Origin of the sequence: Novosphingobium sp. BL-52-GroH, assembly GCF_044813085.1 — a bacterium.
Lineage (GTDB): Bacteria > Pseudomonadota > Alphaproteobacteria > Sphingomonadales > Sphingomonadaceae > Novosphingobium.
On record NZ_CP171152.1, the window covers coordinates 1,219,318 to 1,235,532 of the forward strand.

The following is a 16,215-nucleotide window of genomic DNA, read 5'->3' on the forward strand; positions in this document are numbered from 1 at the left end:
CGTTCACACTGAAGTCGTCCGAAAAATCCGTCATCGTCCACCTCGCACAAGCGGAAAGCCACGAAAGCCCAAGGAGCGGCTTGGGCGCGCGCCGAGGGGGACTGGTTATTTATCGGATGTGGGAAGGTGTAGGAAAGCAGGAAGTCCAGCACGTAGGCCCGTACTTCCTGCTTTCCCGTGTGATGGGTTGCAGCGGGTAGGTCTGCATTCGCAGACCGACTGATAGCAGGCTTCGAAGACGCCCCCGCCTTCAAAGCCCCCCCGGGGCTATGGCCAATCCGCCATTCACCGGATCATTCTGCCCGCGACCGACCCCTCGAGCACTGGCGATGAGCACCTACGTGATTACCTAATTTTACCTAATATTAACCTTTTGCGACTGTTAAAAAAGGTTTTTTATCTCCGGGATGGCCCTGTTAACGATAATTTATGGGGTAAACGGCCCCACACGGGCGATTATGTATCCAAGCAAGATCAAAAGGAAAAAGATGTCAAGTTCGCCAAATTCTTTTCTGACAAGGCGGCAGTGTCAATGCCTGAAATTGGTAGGAAAAGGCCTGAAATCCAAAGAAATAGCTCGGGAATTGGGCATATCCCCTTCCACGGTCGATAATCATGTGCTGCGGGCGATGGAGCGTTTGGAAGTAAGCAGCCGCACGAAGGCAGCCCATTTATTCATGAACGAAATGAAATCGCCGGACGACAGGGTCAATCCGGTTCCGGTCATGGCTATCAAGACCATCGCACAAAGCCTCAACCAGATCGTCGATAGCCTGCTGGCAGAACCAGAGATCTGGAAGAGCGACCTCAACACCTGAAGGTGGCTCTTTTTCGAAATCCGGCGCACCTCTCCATCTCGGGAGGAACTGCTCCCACCACGCTCCAGTCCTGACGATTTCATCCCGCTGCGCGACGGCGGGCGACACTTTGTGCCCGCTTTTCAAGCGACGGCGGTTCACACATCTTCTGGAAGCTCTTGAAGGCGTGGGCGGCTGCCGTTTCCCCTGAAATCCGCCGTTCCACGAGGACGCGCAAGGCGTCCTCGAACTGCGCCCGCCGGCCGCTCGCTATTACTTCCCCAGCAACGGCTTGAGGTAGTGCCCGGTGAACGAGCGGGGTTCCTTGACCACTTGTTCGGGGGTGCCCACGGCGACGATCTCGCCGCCGCGCACGCCGCCTTCGGGGCCCATGTCGATGATCCAGTCGGCGGTCTTGATGACGTCGAGGTTGTGTTCGATGACGATCACCGAGTTGCCCTGGTCGACGAGGCGGTGGAGCACTTCGAGGAGTTTGCGCACGTCCTCGAAGTGGAGGCCGGTGGTGGGTTCGTCGAGGATGTAGAGCGTCTGCCCGGTGGAGCGGCGCGCCAGTTCCTTGCCCAGTTTCACGCGCTGCGCCTCGCCGCCCGAGAGCGTCGTCGCCTGCTGGCCGACCTTGACGTAGCCCAGCCCCACTTCGTTGAGCATGTGCATCTTGTCGCGGATCGGGGGGACCGCCTTGAAGAACTCCTCGGCGTCCTCGATCGTCATGTCGAGCACGTCGGCGATCGACATGCCCTTGAACTTCACTTCCAGCGTCTCGCGGTTGTAGCGCTTGCCGTGGCATTCCTCGCACGTCACGTAGACGTCGGGGAGGAAGTGCATCTCGATCTTGATGAGGCCGTCGCCCTGGCACGCCTCGCAGCGGCCGCCCTTGACGTTGAAGCTGAAGCGGCCCGGCTTGTAGCCGCGCGCCTGGCTTTCGGGGAGGCCGGCGAACCAGTCGCGGATCTGGGTGAAGGCGCCGGTGTAGGTCGCCGGGTTGGAGCGCGGGGTGCGGCCGATCGGCGACTGGTCGATCTCGATGACCTTGTCGCACTTTTCCAGGCCCTTGATCCTGTCGTGCGCGCCCGCGATCACCCGCGCGCCGTTGAGCTGGCGCGAGGCCCCCGCCTGCAGCGTGTCGATGGTGAGCGAGGACTTGCCCGAACCCGAGACGCCGGTGACGCAGCAGAAGGTGCCGAGCGGGAACTTGGCGGTCACGCCCGTCAGGTTGTTGGCGCGCGCGTTCTCCACGGTGATGAAGCTGCCGTTGCCCTTGCGGCGCTTCTTGGGCACCTCGATTGCCCGCGTGCCGTTGAGGTAGGCGGCGGTGAGGCTGTTCTTGCTCTTGAGCACTTGCGCCAGCGTGCCCTCGGCCACCACCTCGCCGCCGTGGACGCCGGCCCCGGGGCCGAGGTCGACGATGTAGTCGGCAGTGCGGATGGCGTCCTCGTCGTGCTCGACCACGATCACGGTGTTGCCGAGGTCGCGCAGGCGCTTGAGCGTGACGAGCAGCATGTCGTTGTCGCGCTGGTGCAGGCCGATGCTGGGCTCGTCGAGAACGTAGAGCACGCCCGAGAGGCCCGAGCCGATCTGGCTGGCGAGGCGGATGCGCTGGCTCTCGCCGCCCGACAGGGTGCCGCTGGTGCGATCGAGGTTGAGGTAGTCGAGCCCGACGTTGTTGAGGAAGCCGAGCCGCTCGTTGATCTCCTTGAGGATGGCCTTGGCGATCTGCTTCTGCTGGTCGGTCAGCTTGGCTTCCAGCTCGCCGAACCACGCGAAGCCGTCCGACACCGAGAAGCGCGCGGCGGTGGCGATGTCGGCGCCGGCGATCTTGACCGACAGGGCCTCGGGCTTGAGGCGCTTGCCCTCGCAGGTCTCGCAAGGCTGCGCGGTCTGGAACTTGGTCAGCTCCTCGCGCATCCAGGCGCTGTCGGTCTGGATGAGGCGGCGGTTGAGATTGCCGATCACGCCCTCGAACGGCTTGTTGACGGTATATTCCTTGCGCCCGTCCTTGAACGTCAGCGGCACCGCCTTGCCCGCCGTGCCGTAGAGGATGACGATCTTCACCTCGGGGCTCAGCGCGTCCCACGGCGTCGTCAGGTCGAACCCGAAGTGCGCGGCGAGGCTGGAGAGCACCTGCATGTAATAGGGACTGGGCGGGTTGGACTTGGCCCAGGGCACCACGGCCCCCTGCTTGAGCGTCAGGTGCTCGTTGGGGACGACCAGTTGCGGGTCGAACAGCAGCTTCTCGCCGAGGCCGTCGCAGGCCGGGCACGCCCCCTGCGGCGCGTTGAACGAGAACAGGCGCGGCTCGATCTCCTCGATCGTGAAGCCGCTGACGGGGCAGGCGAATTTTTCGCTGAAGACGATGCGGTTGGCGGGGAGGCCGGCATTCTTCATGCCCTTGGCGGGGGTGGCGGCTTCGCCCGTATCGGCTTCGGCGGCCTTGGCCTTGCCGCGCTTTTTGGGCGCCGGCGCGGGTTCGCCGGCCAGTTCCGCCACCGTGGTGTCGGCAAGGTCGATGTACGCCAGCCCCTCGGCCAGCTTGAGCGCCTGCTCGAAGCTGTCGGCCAGCCGCGTCTGGATGCCGTCCTTCACGGCGATGCGGTCGACCACCACTTCGATGTCGTGCTTGAACTTCTTGTCGAGCGCGGGGGCGTCCTCGATCGGGTAGAATTCCCCGTCGATGCGCACGCGGGTGTAGCCGGCGCGCTGCCATTCGCCCAGTTCCTTGCGGTATTCGCCCTTGCGGCCGCGCACCACGGGGGCCAGCAGGTAGGCCCGCGTGCCTTCGGGCAGGGTCATCACCCGGTCGACCATGTTGGAGACGGTCTGCGCCTCGATCGGCAGGCCCGTGGCAGGCGAATAGGGAATGCCCACGCGCGCCCACAGCAGGCGCATGTAGTCCCAGATCTCGGTGACGGTCGCCACCGTCGAGCGCGGGTTGCGGCTGGTGGTCTTCTGCTCGATCGAGATCGCGGGGGAGAGCCCGTCGATATGCTCGACGTTGGGCTTCTGCATCATTTCCAGGAACTGGCGCGCATAGGCCGAGAGGCTCTCGACATAGCGGCGCTGGCCTTCGGCGTAGATCGTGTCGAACGCCAGGCTCGACTTGCCCGAGCCCGACAGCCCGGTGATGACGATCAGCTTTTCGCGCGGGAGCGCGATGTCGAAGCCCTTGAGGTTATGCTCGCGCGCGCCGCGCACGGTGATGTGGGTGAGACTCATGGAGGCGGTATGTTCCAGATTTGTTCGCCCTCATCAAGAGGGCCGCGCGGGTTTCGCAGAAGATGGGGTGCCCCGGGCATGAGGCAAGGGCCGGGGAACGGCGGCGCGACGAACCGCGTTGTTCCCGCAAAGGCATCAACGACAGGAGATAGCCCATGCGCACGCTTCCGCGCCTCATGTTCGACCTTTCCGCCGCGTTCGCGGTCTGCGCCCTGGCCACTCCGGCCGCCACGTTCGCGCAGGCCGGCGCGCCGGCAGACGAGCCCGCCGCCGCCACCGGCGATGCAGGCGATGCAGGCGACGCCGCCGCCCGCCGCCAGATGCTCAACGCCGAGCAGGCCGCCGCCGCCCGCGCGCAAGTGGAGGCCAACCGGGCCAGCGAAGACCATCACGACACCGCCGTGGCCCTCAACGAAATGCAGTCCGAGCGCGAGGGTGCGCGCTATGCCGATGCCCTCGCCCGGCACGACGAGGCCGAACAGGCCTATCGCCAGGACCGCACCCAGTGGGAACGCCGCAACCCCTATTGCTGGAACGGCGATGCCGCTCGCTGCCCCGCGGACCCCACTCTCCCCGGTTCCGGCGACTGACGCCAACCGCTCGTCGCAACCGCTTTGCATTCGCGCCCCGCTGCCGTCACAATCGGCCATCGGGGTTGACGGGGTTCGAGTGCAATGGCGGTTTCGCGCAAGATACGGCTGGCGGGCGTGATGATCGCGCTTGTCCTTTCCACTCCCGTTCTGGCGGACGACCCGCACGACCCCACGATGACGCCGGAAGCCGCCGCGCGCGACCGCGAGACGATCCGCCGCCTCAACCGCGCGCAGCTGGACTATGTCCGCAAGCGCGACGCCGGCTACGCGCAAGGCTGGCGCGACCATGCCGCAACCCGCGACGTGCGCGACGACGACGACGATGCCCCGGCCTCCGACCTTCGCGACTATGCCGCCGCCCGCGCGGACTACGCCCGCCAGCGCCGCCAGTACGACCGCGCGATGGCCGAATGGCGCCAGGACGTCGACGCCTGCCGCGCGGGCTATTACGACCGCTGCGACAGGCGGTAGGGGCATCGCCGAACTGCCCGGTGAATGCTGCGGGCTGGCGGGCATGCAGCCCTGCGCTCGGGGAATGGGGCCCGGCACACGCAGCGGCGAGCTTGGTATCGTCGCGCGGCGTCGTGGATGACGCTCTCCTGCTTTCGAGGCGCACTTTTCCGGTTCGGGGCGTCAGCGGAAAGTCCGCTTTAGGCCTCCGCGACGCCGACAGCGGAAATTCCGTCACCGCCCTCATAGCGGACATCGCGATACCACGGTAAAGCCGCAGTTATGCTGGACAATATATGGCATCTGCGCGGCTCAACGCACATCGGCAACACCTCCGGCGAAGAAGCGTTGGACCAGATCGAGGCATTGTTAGATCAGCAACGAAAGCCTCTCACAGAAGAACGTGTCGGGTACCGTGCGTTTCATACTTCTCTGTTCGAGAATGCGTTTGGTCCAAGCTGGCTCTCAATGGTCGCATATGAGAAAGGAGCATTTTGGATCGAAGAAAGCACTCAAGGACGTATTCTTAAATATGATTTGCGCAGCTTGCATGCTTTGATTTTTTGCGTTGTCGCCGCCGGTATATTTTTTCTCTTTGGCTTCGCAAACGACGGGGTTGCAGGCTCTGCAAGATACGCGACGTTTGCATTTCTATGGCTATATGGAGGTAACATGCTCCTCGCATGGATTCGTATCCCCCGAGCAATACGGAAAGCGGTTAGGGCTAAAGGCAACTAACCACCCCTTTCGGCACCTCAGGACGCCGAGCGCTGCGCTCTGTAGCGGCCCGTCCGGTGCTCGCCGCGCGAAAAGAAAACTGGCCTGACCGAATACGCCCCTTTTCAGACACTCAATCGCAGCTTGGCTTCAAGTGAGGACGAGTGGACATTAGCTGCCCGGTCTTGATCTCCCACGCGCCAGCCTCGTTTTTGGCAAGCACAAACATAAAGTCGCGATCTTCCCGCATCGGGACATGCGCGAAATACAAGACTGGAATTACCTGCGGCAAATTCTGACCAACGACCACCTTACGAACCTTCATGGTCGCTTCTACCCAACTATGTCCTAATATATCTTCAGCGTTTTCGACCGGTGTCTGCTCGCCGTTCTTTACTCGCCCTATTACCACTACGTCACTGCAGGCATGAGGCAGCGCATTATCGCTCAAATTCTCGGCTCGTGTCGGCTGGTAAGCAGCACCGGCGATGCTGATGACAAGAGCGTATGCGGCGATTTTCATATACCAACCGTATGCCTCTAAGCGGCAGGTTTCCACCGAGGCTGTGTGAAAACGCGGTGATCTGCTATGTTTTATGCCTGTTTGGGAAGGCGTGAGATGGGGCGTTTCATCGAGGGTTGTGATCGGCGGGAGGTTCAGCTTCTGCCGGACTGCATTGACGATTACGTTGCCGAGGACAGCCAGGTTCGGGTGATCGACGTGTTCGTCGACGAGCTGGACTTGTCAGCGCTAGGCTTTGGCGATGCGGCGGCGACAGGCCGTCCGGGGTACCATCCGGCAACGATGCTCAAGCTCTACCTCTATGGCTATCTCAACCAGGTGCAGTCGAGCCGCCGGCTTGAACGCGAGGCTGGACGCAATCTGGAGCTGATGTGGCTGACAGGCAAGCTGGCGCCCGACTTCAAGACAATCGCAGACTTCCGCCGCAACAGCGGCGAGGCGATCCGGGCGAGTTGCCACCGGTTCGTGGTGTTGTGCCGCGAGCTGGGGCTGATCGCTGGCGGCACCGTGGCGGTGGACGGCAGCCGGTTCAAGGCGGTGAACACGCGCGACAGGAACTTCACCCCTGGAGCAATCCGACGGCGGATGGAGCAGATCGAGGCGAGCATCGAGCGTTATCTCGGCCTGCTCGACACTGCTGACCGGCAGGAGGACGTGGTGGCGCAGGTCCGCACCAAGCGACTTGGCGAACGGCTCGAGGCGCTACGTCGCCAGATGCGCGAGCTTCAGGAGATGGAGCGTGTGGTGGCGGACGCACCTGACCGTCAGATCTCGCTGACCGACCCGGATGCACGGGCGATGGCAAGTGCCGGGAAGGGAACGGGGCTGGTCGGCTACAACCTCCAGGCGGCGGTCGATGCCGACAGTCACATGATCGTGGCGCATGAGGTGACAAATGTCGGTCATGACCGCTCGCAACTGGCGAACATGGGCCGCAAGGCACGCGCGGCGATCGGATCGAACGAACTGACCGTACTTGCCGACCGCGGCTACTTCTCAGGCGTCGAGGTGCTGGCCTGCGAGGAAGAAGGCATTACCGCGATCTGTCCCAGGCCGCTTACCTCCGGAGCCAAGGCTGACGGACGGTTCGGCAAGCAGGACTTCCGCTACGAGCAGGCCACAGACAGCTATCGCTGCCCTGCGGGAGAAACGCTCCCCCGCCGCTTTACCACAGTCGAACATGGCCTGCGGCTCCATGCCTACTGGTCCAGTCATTGCGGCGTTTGCACGATCAAGCCGCAATGCACGACCGGCAAGGAACGGCGGATCAAGCGGTGGGAGCACGAACACGTGATCGAGACGATGCAGGCAAGGCTCGAGCGCATGCCCGACGCCATGCGCGTCCGACGACGAACCGTCGAACACGTGTTCGGCACAATCAAGGACTGGATGGGAAGAAGCCACTTCAAGACCCGGACCCTGGAGAAGGTCGGAACTGAAATGAGCCTCCACGTCCTCGCCTATAACATGAAGCGCGCGATCAACATGCTCGGCGCCCCGAGGATGATCGCGGCGATGAAAGGCTGAGCCGAAGGAGCCACCACGCGCCTGCTACTTCAAAAACAGACAACGCGTTTTCACACAGCCTCCACCCGTTGCGGTCATTCAGTGACCATTGCACAGGTAGAGAATGAACAAACTCAATATGCGATTGAATCCCAGCGTACTGGCAATTGTCCTTATCAGCGGCGGTTGCCAGCATAGGCCATGCGACGACTTCCCTAGTAAACTATCGCCACCAGACAGAGGGTTTGATCTTAAAAAGATATCAATTCGTCCGAACGATTTTTTATCGAGAAAAATCGAACAATGTCGCAATAATATAAATACACCCGATGAATTCGATCAGATTAGCTATCTGTCTTCAACATCATCTAATGATGGACATGTTTATTTTATATACAAAAGCGTGATATCTACCGATAGATTTATCATCTTCCGTATCGGAAAACCCTCCTCGGACATTGATCGCGTTTTTTTGTACTATCCAAATTCGGCTTGAACAGCAGGTTTCCACCCAAAACCGCCAAAATGACTCCCGACTGCCCCGACCGGAACCTGTCGTGAGCCTGACCTTGTTTCAGGGTCCAGCCTGCCGATCGAGCGGCCGGGCGGATGGCGCGTCGGGGTCGGCGACGAAGGCGAATGTCTCCCACACCGCGCGCGCCTCCCGCCCTCGTCATAAAAGCCCCGCGACCACTCCCGCCAGCGCGTGAAGCACGATGGCGGCTGCCACCAGCAGTCCGGCCTGGCGGATCGCTGGTCCCGGTGCCGCCTCGGGCCGGGGCTCCACAGGCTTCTCCAGCCGCGCGGTGGCCGCCCGCATCAGGCGCGGCGCGTCGGCGGAGAGGCGGGACAGCTCCAGCAGCACCGCTTCCAGCCGGTCGGGCGCGGCGAGGCGGGTAAGGCGCGAGGCGACGAGGCGGCCGCGCAGCGCCGTCAACGCCTGCGACAGGTCGAAACCGGGGGCGATGCCGGACAGCACCCCGTCCATCGTCACCATCGCCTTGAAGATCAGCACCAGGTCGGGCGGCAGCACCAGCCCTTCCCGGCGCAGCAGCGGGAAGAAGTCCGCGACCATCGCGTCGAGCACCAGCGCCCCGGTGCCGTGGCGGGCGACGAGGCGTTCGGCGGCGACCAGCAGGCGTTCGCGGGGCACGTCCCCCGCCTGCGACCACAGGCCCAGCATGTCGGCGACGCCGCCCGGGTCGTTGCCGCGCAGGCTGAGGATGAAGGTCAGGAACTCGTGCTGGCGGCGGGGCGACACGAAGCCGACCGAGCCGAGGTCGAGCAGCGCCAGCCGGTCCCCCTCCCCGGGCACGACGGGCGGCAGGCACAGCAGGTTGCCGGGATGCGGGTCGGCGTGGAAGCGGCCGTTGACCAATACCATTTCCAGCACCAGTTGCGCGCCCAGGTCCGCGATCGCGCCCGGGTCGATGCCGTTTTCGCGCAGCGCCGCCGGGTCGCGCGGGGGCACCCCCGCCACGTAGTCCATCACCAGCAGCCCCTCGCCCGAGCAGGACCAGTGGATCGCCGGGACGACGACGCGCGCCATCGGGGCGAGGTCGGCGCGCAGCAGGTCGGCATTGCGGCCCTCGTTGGTGAAATCGAGTTCGTCGAGGATCTCGCGGCCGAGCTGGTCGATCATCGCGGCCGGCATCATCCGCCGCACCGCCACGCTCCTCGCCTCGGCCAGCGCGGCGAGGTGGCGCAGCAGGCGCAAGTCCGCCTCCATCCCCGCGCGGATGCCGGGGCGGCGGATCTTGACCACCACGTCCGTCCCGTCGTGCAGGGTCGCGCGGTGGACCTGGGCGATCGACGCGGCGGCGAGCGGCTCGGTGTCGAAGCGGGCGAAGGCGGTCTCGGGCGGTTCGCCCAGCGCCGCCTCGACGGCCGGGCGCAGCGCCTCGAACGGCAGGCGCGGGGCATCGCTCTGGAGCTGCTCGAAGGCGGCGATCCACTCGTCGCCCAGCATGTCGCGCCGGGTGGCGAGGATCTGGCCGAGCTTCACGTACGTCGGCCCCAGTGCCTCCAGCGCGCGGCGAGTGCGGGTGGGCAGGTCGGCATCCTCGCGCGCGGACTCGCCGGTCCGCCCCGAACCGAGCCGGGCGAGCAGCGAGTCCAGCCCGAAGCGGGCGACCACCGCGCTGACCTCGGCCATGCGGGCGCGGTCGCGCGCGGCCACGGTCATCGTCTGCAGGATCGTCGGCATCGCGCACTCCTTCTCGGGATGGGCAACCGGCCGGGCCGGGCGCGGTTCCGCCGCGCTTGTGGAAAGGCGCCGGCGCGGCGTTGGAGCGCGCGGCCCCCGCGCCTAGTCTGGTGCCATGTCCGGCCCGATCCGCAATGCCCTCGTCCTGACCCTCGCCGCCGCGCTGGCGGCCTGCGGCGGCGGCGTGAAGTATCGTCCGGTGAGCGACGTGCCGGTGCGGATCGGCCCGCCCTACAAGGTCCGGGGCACGACCTACGTGCCCGCCGCCCAGCCCGGCTACGACATGCTCGGCTACGCCACCTGGTACGGCAACGAGAGCGGCAACCAGGTCGCCAATGGCGAGCGCTTCCGGCCCGGCTGGGTCACTGCCGCGCACAAGACCCTGCCGCTGCCCTCCTACGTCGAGGTGACCGCGCTCGACACCGGCCGGCGCATCGTCGTGCGCGTCAACGATCGTGGCCCCTATGGCGAGGCGGCGCGCGTCATCGACCTGTCGAAAGGCGCCGCCGAGCTGCTGGGCGTGCGCGCGCAAGGCAAGGCGGCAGTGCGGGTTCGCGTGGTCGAGCCCTCCGAAAAGGACCGCGCCGCCCTGCGCAAGGGCAAGCCGGCGCGCGAACTGCCGCAGGTTTCGCCCCGCGCGCTCGCCAGCCTGCAGGACCAGTTCGCGCGTGGCGTGGGAACGCGGTGACGCCGCTTCCCGCACCCCACCTGTGGAACCGAACCCCCGCGCCCGCGTTGTCTCCTCGAGAGGAGAAGCATCATGAACATCGGAGCCGAAATCCCCTTCCGCCGCAGCCGCTTCGCGCGGGCCACCGGATCGCTCATCTTCGATCGCCAGCGCGAGGAGCATGTACGCGAAAGCGAAAAGAACGCGGACATGCGGGTCTGGTCGAACGGGCATTTCGTCCGCTCCTGAAGCGGCGCCCGCAGCCATGACTTTACGTTAGATCGCCATTGCGACCCCGGCGCAGGCCGGGGAAGCAACCCGTTGCGGTTTACGCGGTGCCGCATCGCTCATCCGCGCTTGCGCCGGGGTCGACGGGCCCTACCCCAGCGAGAGGGCCTGTGCGCCCGGTTCGCCCAGCCAGCGTGCATCGCAGCCCCAGACGCGCTCGATCACCGCGCTGGACAGCGCGCGGCCCGGTTCGCCATCGGCGGCGAGACGGCCCTTCTCCAGCACGATGACGCGATCGGCGTAGTTCATCGCCGTCGCCAGGTCGTGCAGCACCAGCACCACCCCGCGCCCCAGCCGGGCCTGTTCGCGAAAGCGCCGCATCAGCGTGATCGCGTGGCTCAGGTCGAGGTTGGCGAGCGGCTCGTCGGCCAGCAGCCAGGCCGGACGCGTGGCGAGAACGCGCGCCATCAGCGCCCGCGCCCGCTCGCCGCCGGACAGGCGGGTCACCGGGCGATCGCGAAACGCCGCCAGGTCCATCGCCGCGATCGCCTCCTCGATCGCCTCCCGGCCCTCGGCCGTGCGCGCGTCCTCCCAGGGCAGACGCCCCAGCGAGACCAGCACCTCGACGGTGACGTCCCAGGCGATCTCCGGCGCCTGCGGCAGGTAGCCGATGCCGCGCGCGCGTTCCTTCGCCGGGACCGCCCGCAGCAGCCGGCCGCCCATCGCCACCACCCCCGCGTCGGGCGCGACGAGGCCGGCGAGGCACGAGAGCAGCGTCGACTTGCCGGCGCCGTTGGGCCCGCAGATCGCCGTCACCTCGCCCGCGTGTACCGAGAGGGTGAGGTCGCGAAGGCGCTCCGCCAGCCGGAGGTCGACCGTGCCCAGCGTCGCGGTCATGGCGCCCCCCAGCGCAAGCGCAGCAGCAGCGCGAGGAAGAACGGCGCCCCGATCAGGCTGAGCGCGATGCCCAGCCGCAGCTCGCCTCCGGTGAGCGGCAGCAGGCGGCAGGCGACGTCGGCGACGAGCAGCAGCAAGGCTCCCGCCAGCGCACTCGGCACCATCAGCGAGGACGGCCGCCGGTCGGTCAGCGGGCGCACGAGATGGGGGACCATCAGGCCGACGAAGCCGATCACCCCGGCCACCGCGACGCCCGCACCCACGGTCAGGCCGACGCCCGCGATCATCAGCGCCTGCAGCTTGCGCGGCTCGAGGCCCAGCGAGCGCGCGGCGGCCTCGCCCAGCGTCAGCGCATCGAGCCCGCGCCCGGCCGCGAGCAGCAGGGCGATGCCGGCCAGCGTCAGCGGCGCGGCGATGCCCACCTCGCGCCAGGACCGGTCGGCCAGCGCGCCCATCAGCCAGGTGACGATCTCGCTCATCGCGAAAGGCGTGGGCGAGAGGCTGATGGCCAGGCTGGTGAGCGCCCCGGCGAGGCTGGCGATCATCAGCCCGGCCATGGTGAACAGCGCGATGCCACCCTCCCGCCCCGCGATCAGCGCGAGCAGCGCCATCGCCCCGCCGGCGCCGACCAGGGCGAAGACCGGCAGCAGCCAGGCGGAGGCCGCATAGCCGGTCCAGAAGCTGAGCACCGCGCCAAGGGCCGCGCCCGGGGCGATGCCGAACAGGCCGGGATCGGCGAGCGGATTGCGCAAGTAGCCCTGCATCGCCGCGCCCGAGGCGCCCAGCCCCGCGCCGATCACCAGCGCCAGCGCCGCGCGCGGCAGGCGCAGTTCGAACAGGATCAGCGCGGCATTGCGGCCGAGCGCGCCGGGCGCCGTGGCGAACGGGTCGATCCACACGCGGCCCGCCAGCAGCGAGAGCGGCACGGCCAGCGCCAGCGCGGCGGCGAGGATCAGGATCAGGCGGCGGTTCACGGAAGGGCCTTGCGCGACGGCGCTTCGCTTGTCGAGGCGCCAGTGGCCGGCGCCATGCCTGTCGAGGCGACGGTCGGCAGCCCCGCGCGAACCTGGGCCAGCCGACCCAGCGCGCGCGGGATGGTGGGGCCGCCGCACCACAGCAGCGAACTGTCGAGCGGGACGCGGGTCACTCCGGTCAGCCGCGACAGGGCGGGGTGGCGCAGCATGCGGTCCTCCTCGGCCAGCGGCGAGCCGACCGTGAAGATCACGCGCGGGGGATCGGCCAGCACCCGCTCGAGCGGCAGGTAGTCGGCCTGGGCCAGCCCGCGCGCCGCCGCCGCATTGACGAAGCCGGAGCGCGCCATCAGCTCGGCGATGAGGGTATGCTCGCCCGCGACGATGCCGCCCGATTGCCAGACCAGCGCCGGCACCGGCGCCGTCCCCGGCCTCGGCGCCGCATCGGCCAGCGCGACCTCGATCTTGCGGGCGAGGACCTCGCCGGAGCGCCGGTTGCCGGTCAGCGCGGCCAGCTTGCGCACTTGCGCCAGCGATGCCGCGACGTCGCTCGGGATCGGCTCCAGCACCACGCGGATGCCGAGGTCGCGCAGCGCCTGCGCCGTCGCGGGGGCAAGGAAGCTGCTGGCCACCACGACGTCGGGCGACAGCGCGGCGACTTCCTCCACCGAGCCGGACACCGTGGCGAAGCGGCGCGCCTTGGCGATGTCCATCGAGGTTGCCGACGGATCGCGGCTGTAGTGCGAGATCGCCAGCAACTGTCCGGGGCCGGCGACTTCGGCCAGCACCGCGTCGGTACAGGGATTGAGCGAGACGATCCGCGGCCGGGCCGCATCTGCGACCGGTGCATCCTGGCCGCAGCCGGCGAGCGCCAGCGCCGCCAGCGCCGCGAGCCCCCGTCGTGGCGGGCCAGACCCGGGACGGCGAAGCCCCGAGGCGACAGCCTGCGACCGATCACGGCGGCCGGCGGGCCCGGCCGCGAGGTCAGCCGGCCCCTGCCCACGGGTCCGGGGCGAACCCGGGACGACGGGGGCTTCCGGCGCGGCTTCTCCCCCCGGGGGAGGAACCGCGCCGGCCGGGACCGACCCGTGGCTCACATCTTCACGCGCACGCCGGCATAGGCCGAGCGGCCGGCCGTGCCGTATGTCCGCACCACTTCGTAGTGCTCGTCGAACAGGTTCTCGACCCGGCCGTAGACTTCGACGTTGGGCGTCACCGCGAAGGCGCCGCGCAGGCCGACGACGACGTTCCCGCCCACGTACTGCGTGTTCGTCGCATTGTCGTAGCGCCCGCCGCCGACGCGCAAGTCCGCGCCGAGCTTGAGGCCCACTTCCCACGCCTTGTCGAGGCTGGCGTAGAAGTTGGTACGCGGCCGGCGGGCGAGGCGCGCGCCGGTCAGTTCGTTGGTGGCGTCGAGGTAGGTCGCGGCGAGGTTCAGGTCGAAGCCTTCCCAGTTCGCCACCTGCATGCCCAGTTCCACGCCCTTCGCCCGCGCCCGCCCGACGTTGTAGTAGTAGCCCAGGAAGAAGCCGCTCTCGGGATCGTAGGTCGACGTATAGTCGATCAGGTTCTTCGTCTTGCGATCGAAGTAGGTCAGCGTGAAGCGCCCGGTTCCGGCCGCGAAGGGCTGTTCGATGCCCGCGTCCCAGCTCTTCGAGGTTTCGGACTTCAACGCGTAGTAGGTGCCGGTCTGGTAGAGCTGGTAGAGCGAGGGCGCCTTGAAGCCCTCGCCGTAGCTGGCGCGCAGTACGGGCGCGTCGATGCCCTCGCCGATCACCCAGGCGCCGTTGGCGGCCAGCGTGGTCTTGTGGCCGAAGTCCTCGTGGTCGTCGTAGCGCACGCCGCCGTTCAGCGTCAGCCCGGTCAGCGGGCGCAGCGTCAGGTTGCCGTAGTAGCTGTCGAGCGAGGTCGAATCCCTGGAACCGTAGTTGTCGTCGAACTTCTGCTTCTCGGTCTCGGCGCCAAGCTGGACGCTGGCCATCTCGACGGGGGCGAAGCTCACCTGGCCTTCGAAGCGCTCGGTGCGGCCGTTGGTGATGTAGGGGCCGTACTCGGCGTCGTCCGACACGCGGCGGGTGTCGTTGATGCCATAGCCCACGCGCGCCGACAGCCGGTCGTCGAGGCCGGTGTAGCGCACGTTGGCATAGCCCAGCGTATCGCGCTTGCGGCCCAGGTTGAGCGCATCGGCGCCGGTGTTGTCGTAGTCGTAGTCCGCCTTGGTGTAGAAGCCGCCGGCATCGACCGACAGGCCCTCGGCCAATTCGACCTCGGCGCGCGCGTTGGCGCTCTTGCTCTCGAAGCCGTCCTTCTCGGTGGCGCCGCGCCGCTCGTCGAAGGCGGAGAAGCCGTCGCCCTTGAGCCAGTTGCCGCCCAGCGTCAGCCCGACCGGACCGATCAGGCCGGCGGCCGAGACGCTCGCCTGCTTGCGGTCGCGCCAGCCGTATTCGGCCTGGGCGCGCGCGGTCCACTGCTCGGTCGGGCGCTCGGTGATGAAGTTGATGACGCCGCCGATCGCGCGGCTGCCCCACAGGACGCCCGAGGACCCGCGCACCTCCTCGACGCGGTCGAACTGGCCGATGGTCAGCGCGCCGAAGTCGAAGCCGCCGCCGACGTCGCCCGGATCGTTGATGCGCACGCCGTCGATCAGCACGAGGCTCTGCGCGTTCTCGGCGCCGCGCACGAACACGCTGGAAGGCTGGCCGAAGCCACCCGCCTGCACCACCGAGATGCCGGGGATGCGCGCCAGCACGTCGGTCGCGGTGGTCGCCTGGGTGCGTTCGATCTCGTCGCGGGTGACCACGGTGATCGACTGGCCGACCTGGGTGATGGGGGTGGGCGTGCGGTTGGCGGTGACGACGAGGGGCTCGATCCGCGTCGCGGTCGGCATCACGCCTTCATCGGCATAAGGCGCGTCCTGCGCCATCGCAGGAGTGCTCGCAGCCAGCGCGGTGCCGATCAGAAACAGGTACTTCATTCTATGTCCTCCGAACCTTGAACGTTTTCGCCGTTCATGGCGGAGGCACCTGCGCCCTTCCTCATGGCGCGTGGGCTCGCTGCACCCGGAACACCCCGTCCGGCTGCGGAACGACCGTCTGGGCAGGTCTCCTGGCTCCCGGATCATCGCCCGTCCCCGCCTTCCCAGCCCCATCCCTCGCAAGGAAATCCGGCCAGTGGCGCGCGTGGAGACGGACTCTCCGGTCACAGTTGCGGGGACAGCGCCGGATTCGCGGCCGGCTTCCCTCTTAGGCCCGGCTTTGCGGGCACCCATGACGTGACGCGCCGATAGGGCGAGGGTGCGCGGTTTGCAAGCTTGCGCATCCGCCATCCCGGCGCGGCCCGGGACGATGGGGCCAAATCTTAACCGCTTAAGCCTATACGCCCACCCTGTACCGCAACGGGACGACGCCGAATGGCAGGATGCGCCAC

General features: G+C 67.1%; 14 protein-coding genes and 1 riboswitch. Of the genes, 7 read left to right on the forward strand and 7 right to left on the reverse strand.

Translation table 11 applies throughout. The features are described from left to right. The first annotated feature begins 488 nt into the window (after positions 1 to 488). Entirely contained in the window at positions 489 to 818 is a 330-nt protein-coding gene (locus ACFFDA_RS18365; RefSeq protein WP_404482224.1) for a helix-turn-helix transcriptional regulator, read from the forward strand. A 252-nt stretch (positions 819 to 1,070) separates the two neighbouring features. Here the strand turns inward: ACFFDA_RS18365 and uvrA are convergent, their stop codons facing one another. Continuing rightward, on the reverse strand, positions 1,071 to 4,031 hold the full coding sequence (gene uvrA, locus ACFFDA_RS18370; RefSeq protein WP_404482225.1) for an excinuclease ABC subunit UvrA: 2,961 nt from the start codon (positions 4,029 to 4,031) through the stop codon (positions 1,071 to 1,073). 155 nt (positions 4,032 to 4,186) lie between these two features. Here uvrA and ACFFDA_RS18375 point away from each other — a divergent pair, with 155 nt between their 5' ends. The 3 genes from ACFFDA_RS18375 (at position 4,187) to ACFFDA_RS18385 (ending at position 5,812) form a co-directional block, all read left to right on the forward strand. Then, entirely contained in the window at positions 4,187 to 4,621 is a 435-nt protein-coding gene (locus tag ACFFDA_RS18375; RefSeq protein ID WP_404482227.1) for a hypothetical protein, read from the forward strand. A gap of 84 nt (positions 4,622 to 4,705) precedes the next feature. After that, a complete protein-coding gene (locus tag ACFFDA_RS18380; RefSeq protein ID WP_404482228.1) occupies positions 4,706 to 5,095 on the forward strand; it encodes a hypothetical protein in 390 nt (129 codons plus the stop codon). Positions 5,096 to 5,356: 261 nt separating this feature from the next. Next, complete coding sequence (locus ACFFDA_RS18385) at positions 5,357 to 5,812, forward strand: hypothetical protein (RefSeq protein ID WP_404482229.1); 456 nt, start codon at positions 5,357 to 5,359, stop codon at positions 5,810 to 5,812. 112 nt (positions 5,813 to 5,924) lie between these two features. Here ACFFDA_RS18385 and ACFFDA_RS18390 read toward each other — a convergent pair whose 3' ends face one another. Next, the gene (locus tag ACFFDA_RS18390) at positions 5,925 to 6,314 is read right to left on the reverse strand and encodes a hypothetical protein (RefSeq protein ID WP_404482230.1); all 390 of its coding nucleotides are present in this window, start codon (positions 6,312 to 6,314) and stop codon (positions 5,925 to 5,927) included. Between the two features lie 96 nt (positions 6,315 to 6,410). Between ACFFDA_RS18390 and ACFFDA_RS18395 the strand changes: the two genes are divergently transcribed. Then, a complete protein-coding gene (locus ACFFDA_RS18395; protein WP_404477461.1) occupies positions 6,411 to 7,841 on the forward strand; it encodes an IS1182 family transposase in 1,431 nt (476 codons plus the stop codon). Positions 7,842 to 8,493: 652 nt separating this feature from the next. Here the strand turns inward: ACFFDA_RS18395 and ACFFDA_RS18400 are convergent. After that, a complete protein-coding gene (locus ACFFDA_RS18400; RefSeq protein WP_404482231.1) occupies positions 8,494 to 10,026 on the reverse strand; it encodes an ABC1 kinase family protein in 1,533 nt (510 codons plus the stop codon). Between the two features lie 115 nt (positions 10,027 to 10,141). On the opposite strand from ACFFDA_RS18400, the gene ACFFDA_RS18405 reads away from it, so the two are divergent. Next, positions 10,142 to 10,714 (forward strand): septal ring lytic transglycosylase RlpA family protein, encoded by a 573-nt coding sequence (locus tag ACFFDA_RS18405; protein ID WP_404482232.1) that lies wholly within the window; start codon positions 10,142 to 10,144, stop codon positions 10,712 to 10,714. Positions 10,715 to 10,786: 72 nt separating this feature from the next. After that, the gene (locus ACFFDA_RS18410) at positions 10,787 to 10,942 is read left to right on the forward strand and encodes a hypothetical protein (protein ID WP_404482233.1); all 156 of its coding nucleotides are present in this window, start codon (positions 10,787 to 10,789) and stop codon (positions 10,940 to 10,942) included. A 129-nt stretch (positions 10,943 to 11,071) separates the two neighbouring features. On the opposite strand, the gene ACFFDA_RS18415 is transcribed toward ACFFDA_RS18410, so the two are convergent. From ACFFDA_RS18415 to ACFFDA_RS18430, 4 genes are read right to left on the reverse strand one after another with little or no spacing between them, the layout of a single operon-like run. Continuing rightward, a complete protein-coding gene (locus ACFFDA_RS18415; RefSeq protein ID WP_404482234.1) occupies positions 11,072 to 11,818 on the reverse strand; it encodes an ABC transporter ATP-binding protein in 747 nt (248 codons plus the stop codon). Further along, entirely contained in the window at positions 11,815 to 12,792 is a 978-nt protein-coding gene (locus tag ACFFDA_RS18420; RefSeq protein ID WP_404482235.1) for a FecCD family ABC transporter permease, read from the reverse strand. The genes ACFFDA_RS18415 and ACFFDA_RS18420 overlap by 4 nt, the downstream gene beginning before the upstream one ends. Continuing rightward, positions 12,789 to 13,886 (reverse strand): ABC transporter substrate-binding protein, encoded by a 1,098-nt coding sequence (locus ACFFDA_RS18425; RefSeq protein ID WP_404482236.1) that lies wholly within the window; start codon positions 13,884 to 13,886, stop codon positions 12,789 to 12,791. The genes ACFFDA_RS18420 and ACFFDA_RS18425 overlap by 4 nt, the downstream gene beginning before the upstream one ends. Further along, complete coding sequence (locus tag ACFFDA_RS18430; protein ID WP_404482237.1) at positions 13,883 to 15,763, reverse strand: TonB-dependent receptor plug domain-containing protein; 1,881 nt, start codon at positions 15,761 to 15,763, stop codon at positions 13,883 to 13,885. Before ACFFDA_RS18430 ends, ACFFDA_RS18425 begins: the two co-directional genes overlap by 4 nt. Positions 15,764 to 15,866: 103 nt before the next feature. Then, positions 15,867 to 16,072: riboswitch (cobalamin riboswitch) on the reverse strand. Positions 16,073 to 16,215: the final 143 nt, after the last annotated feature.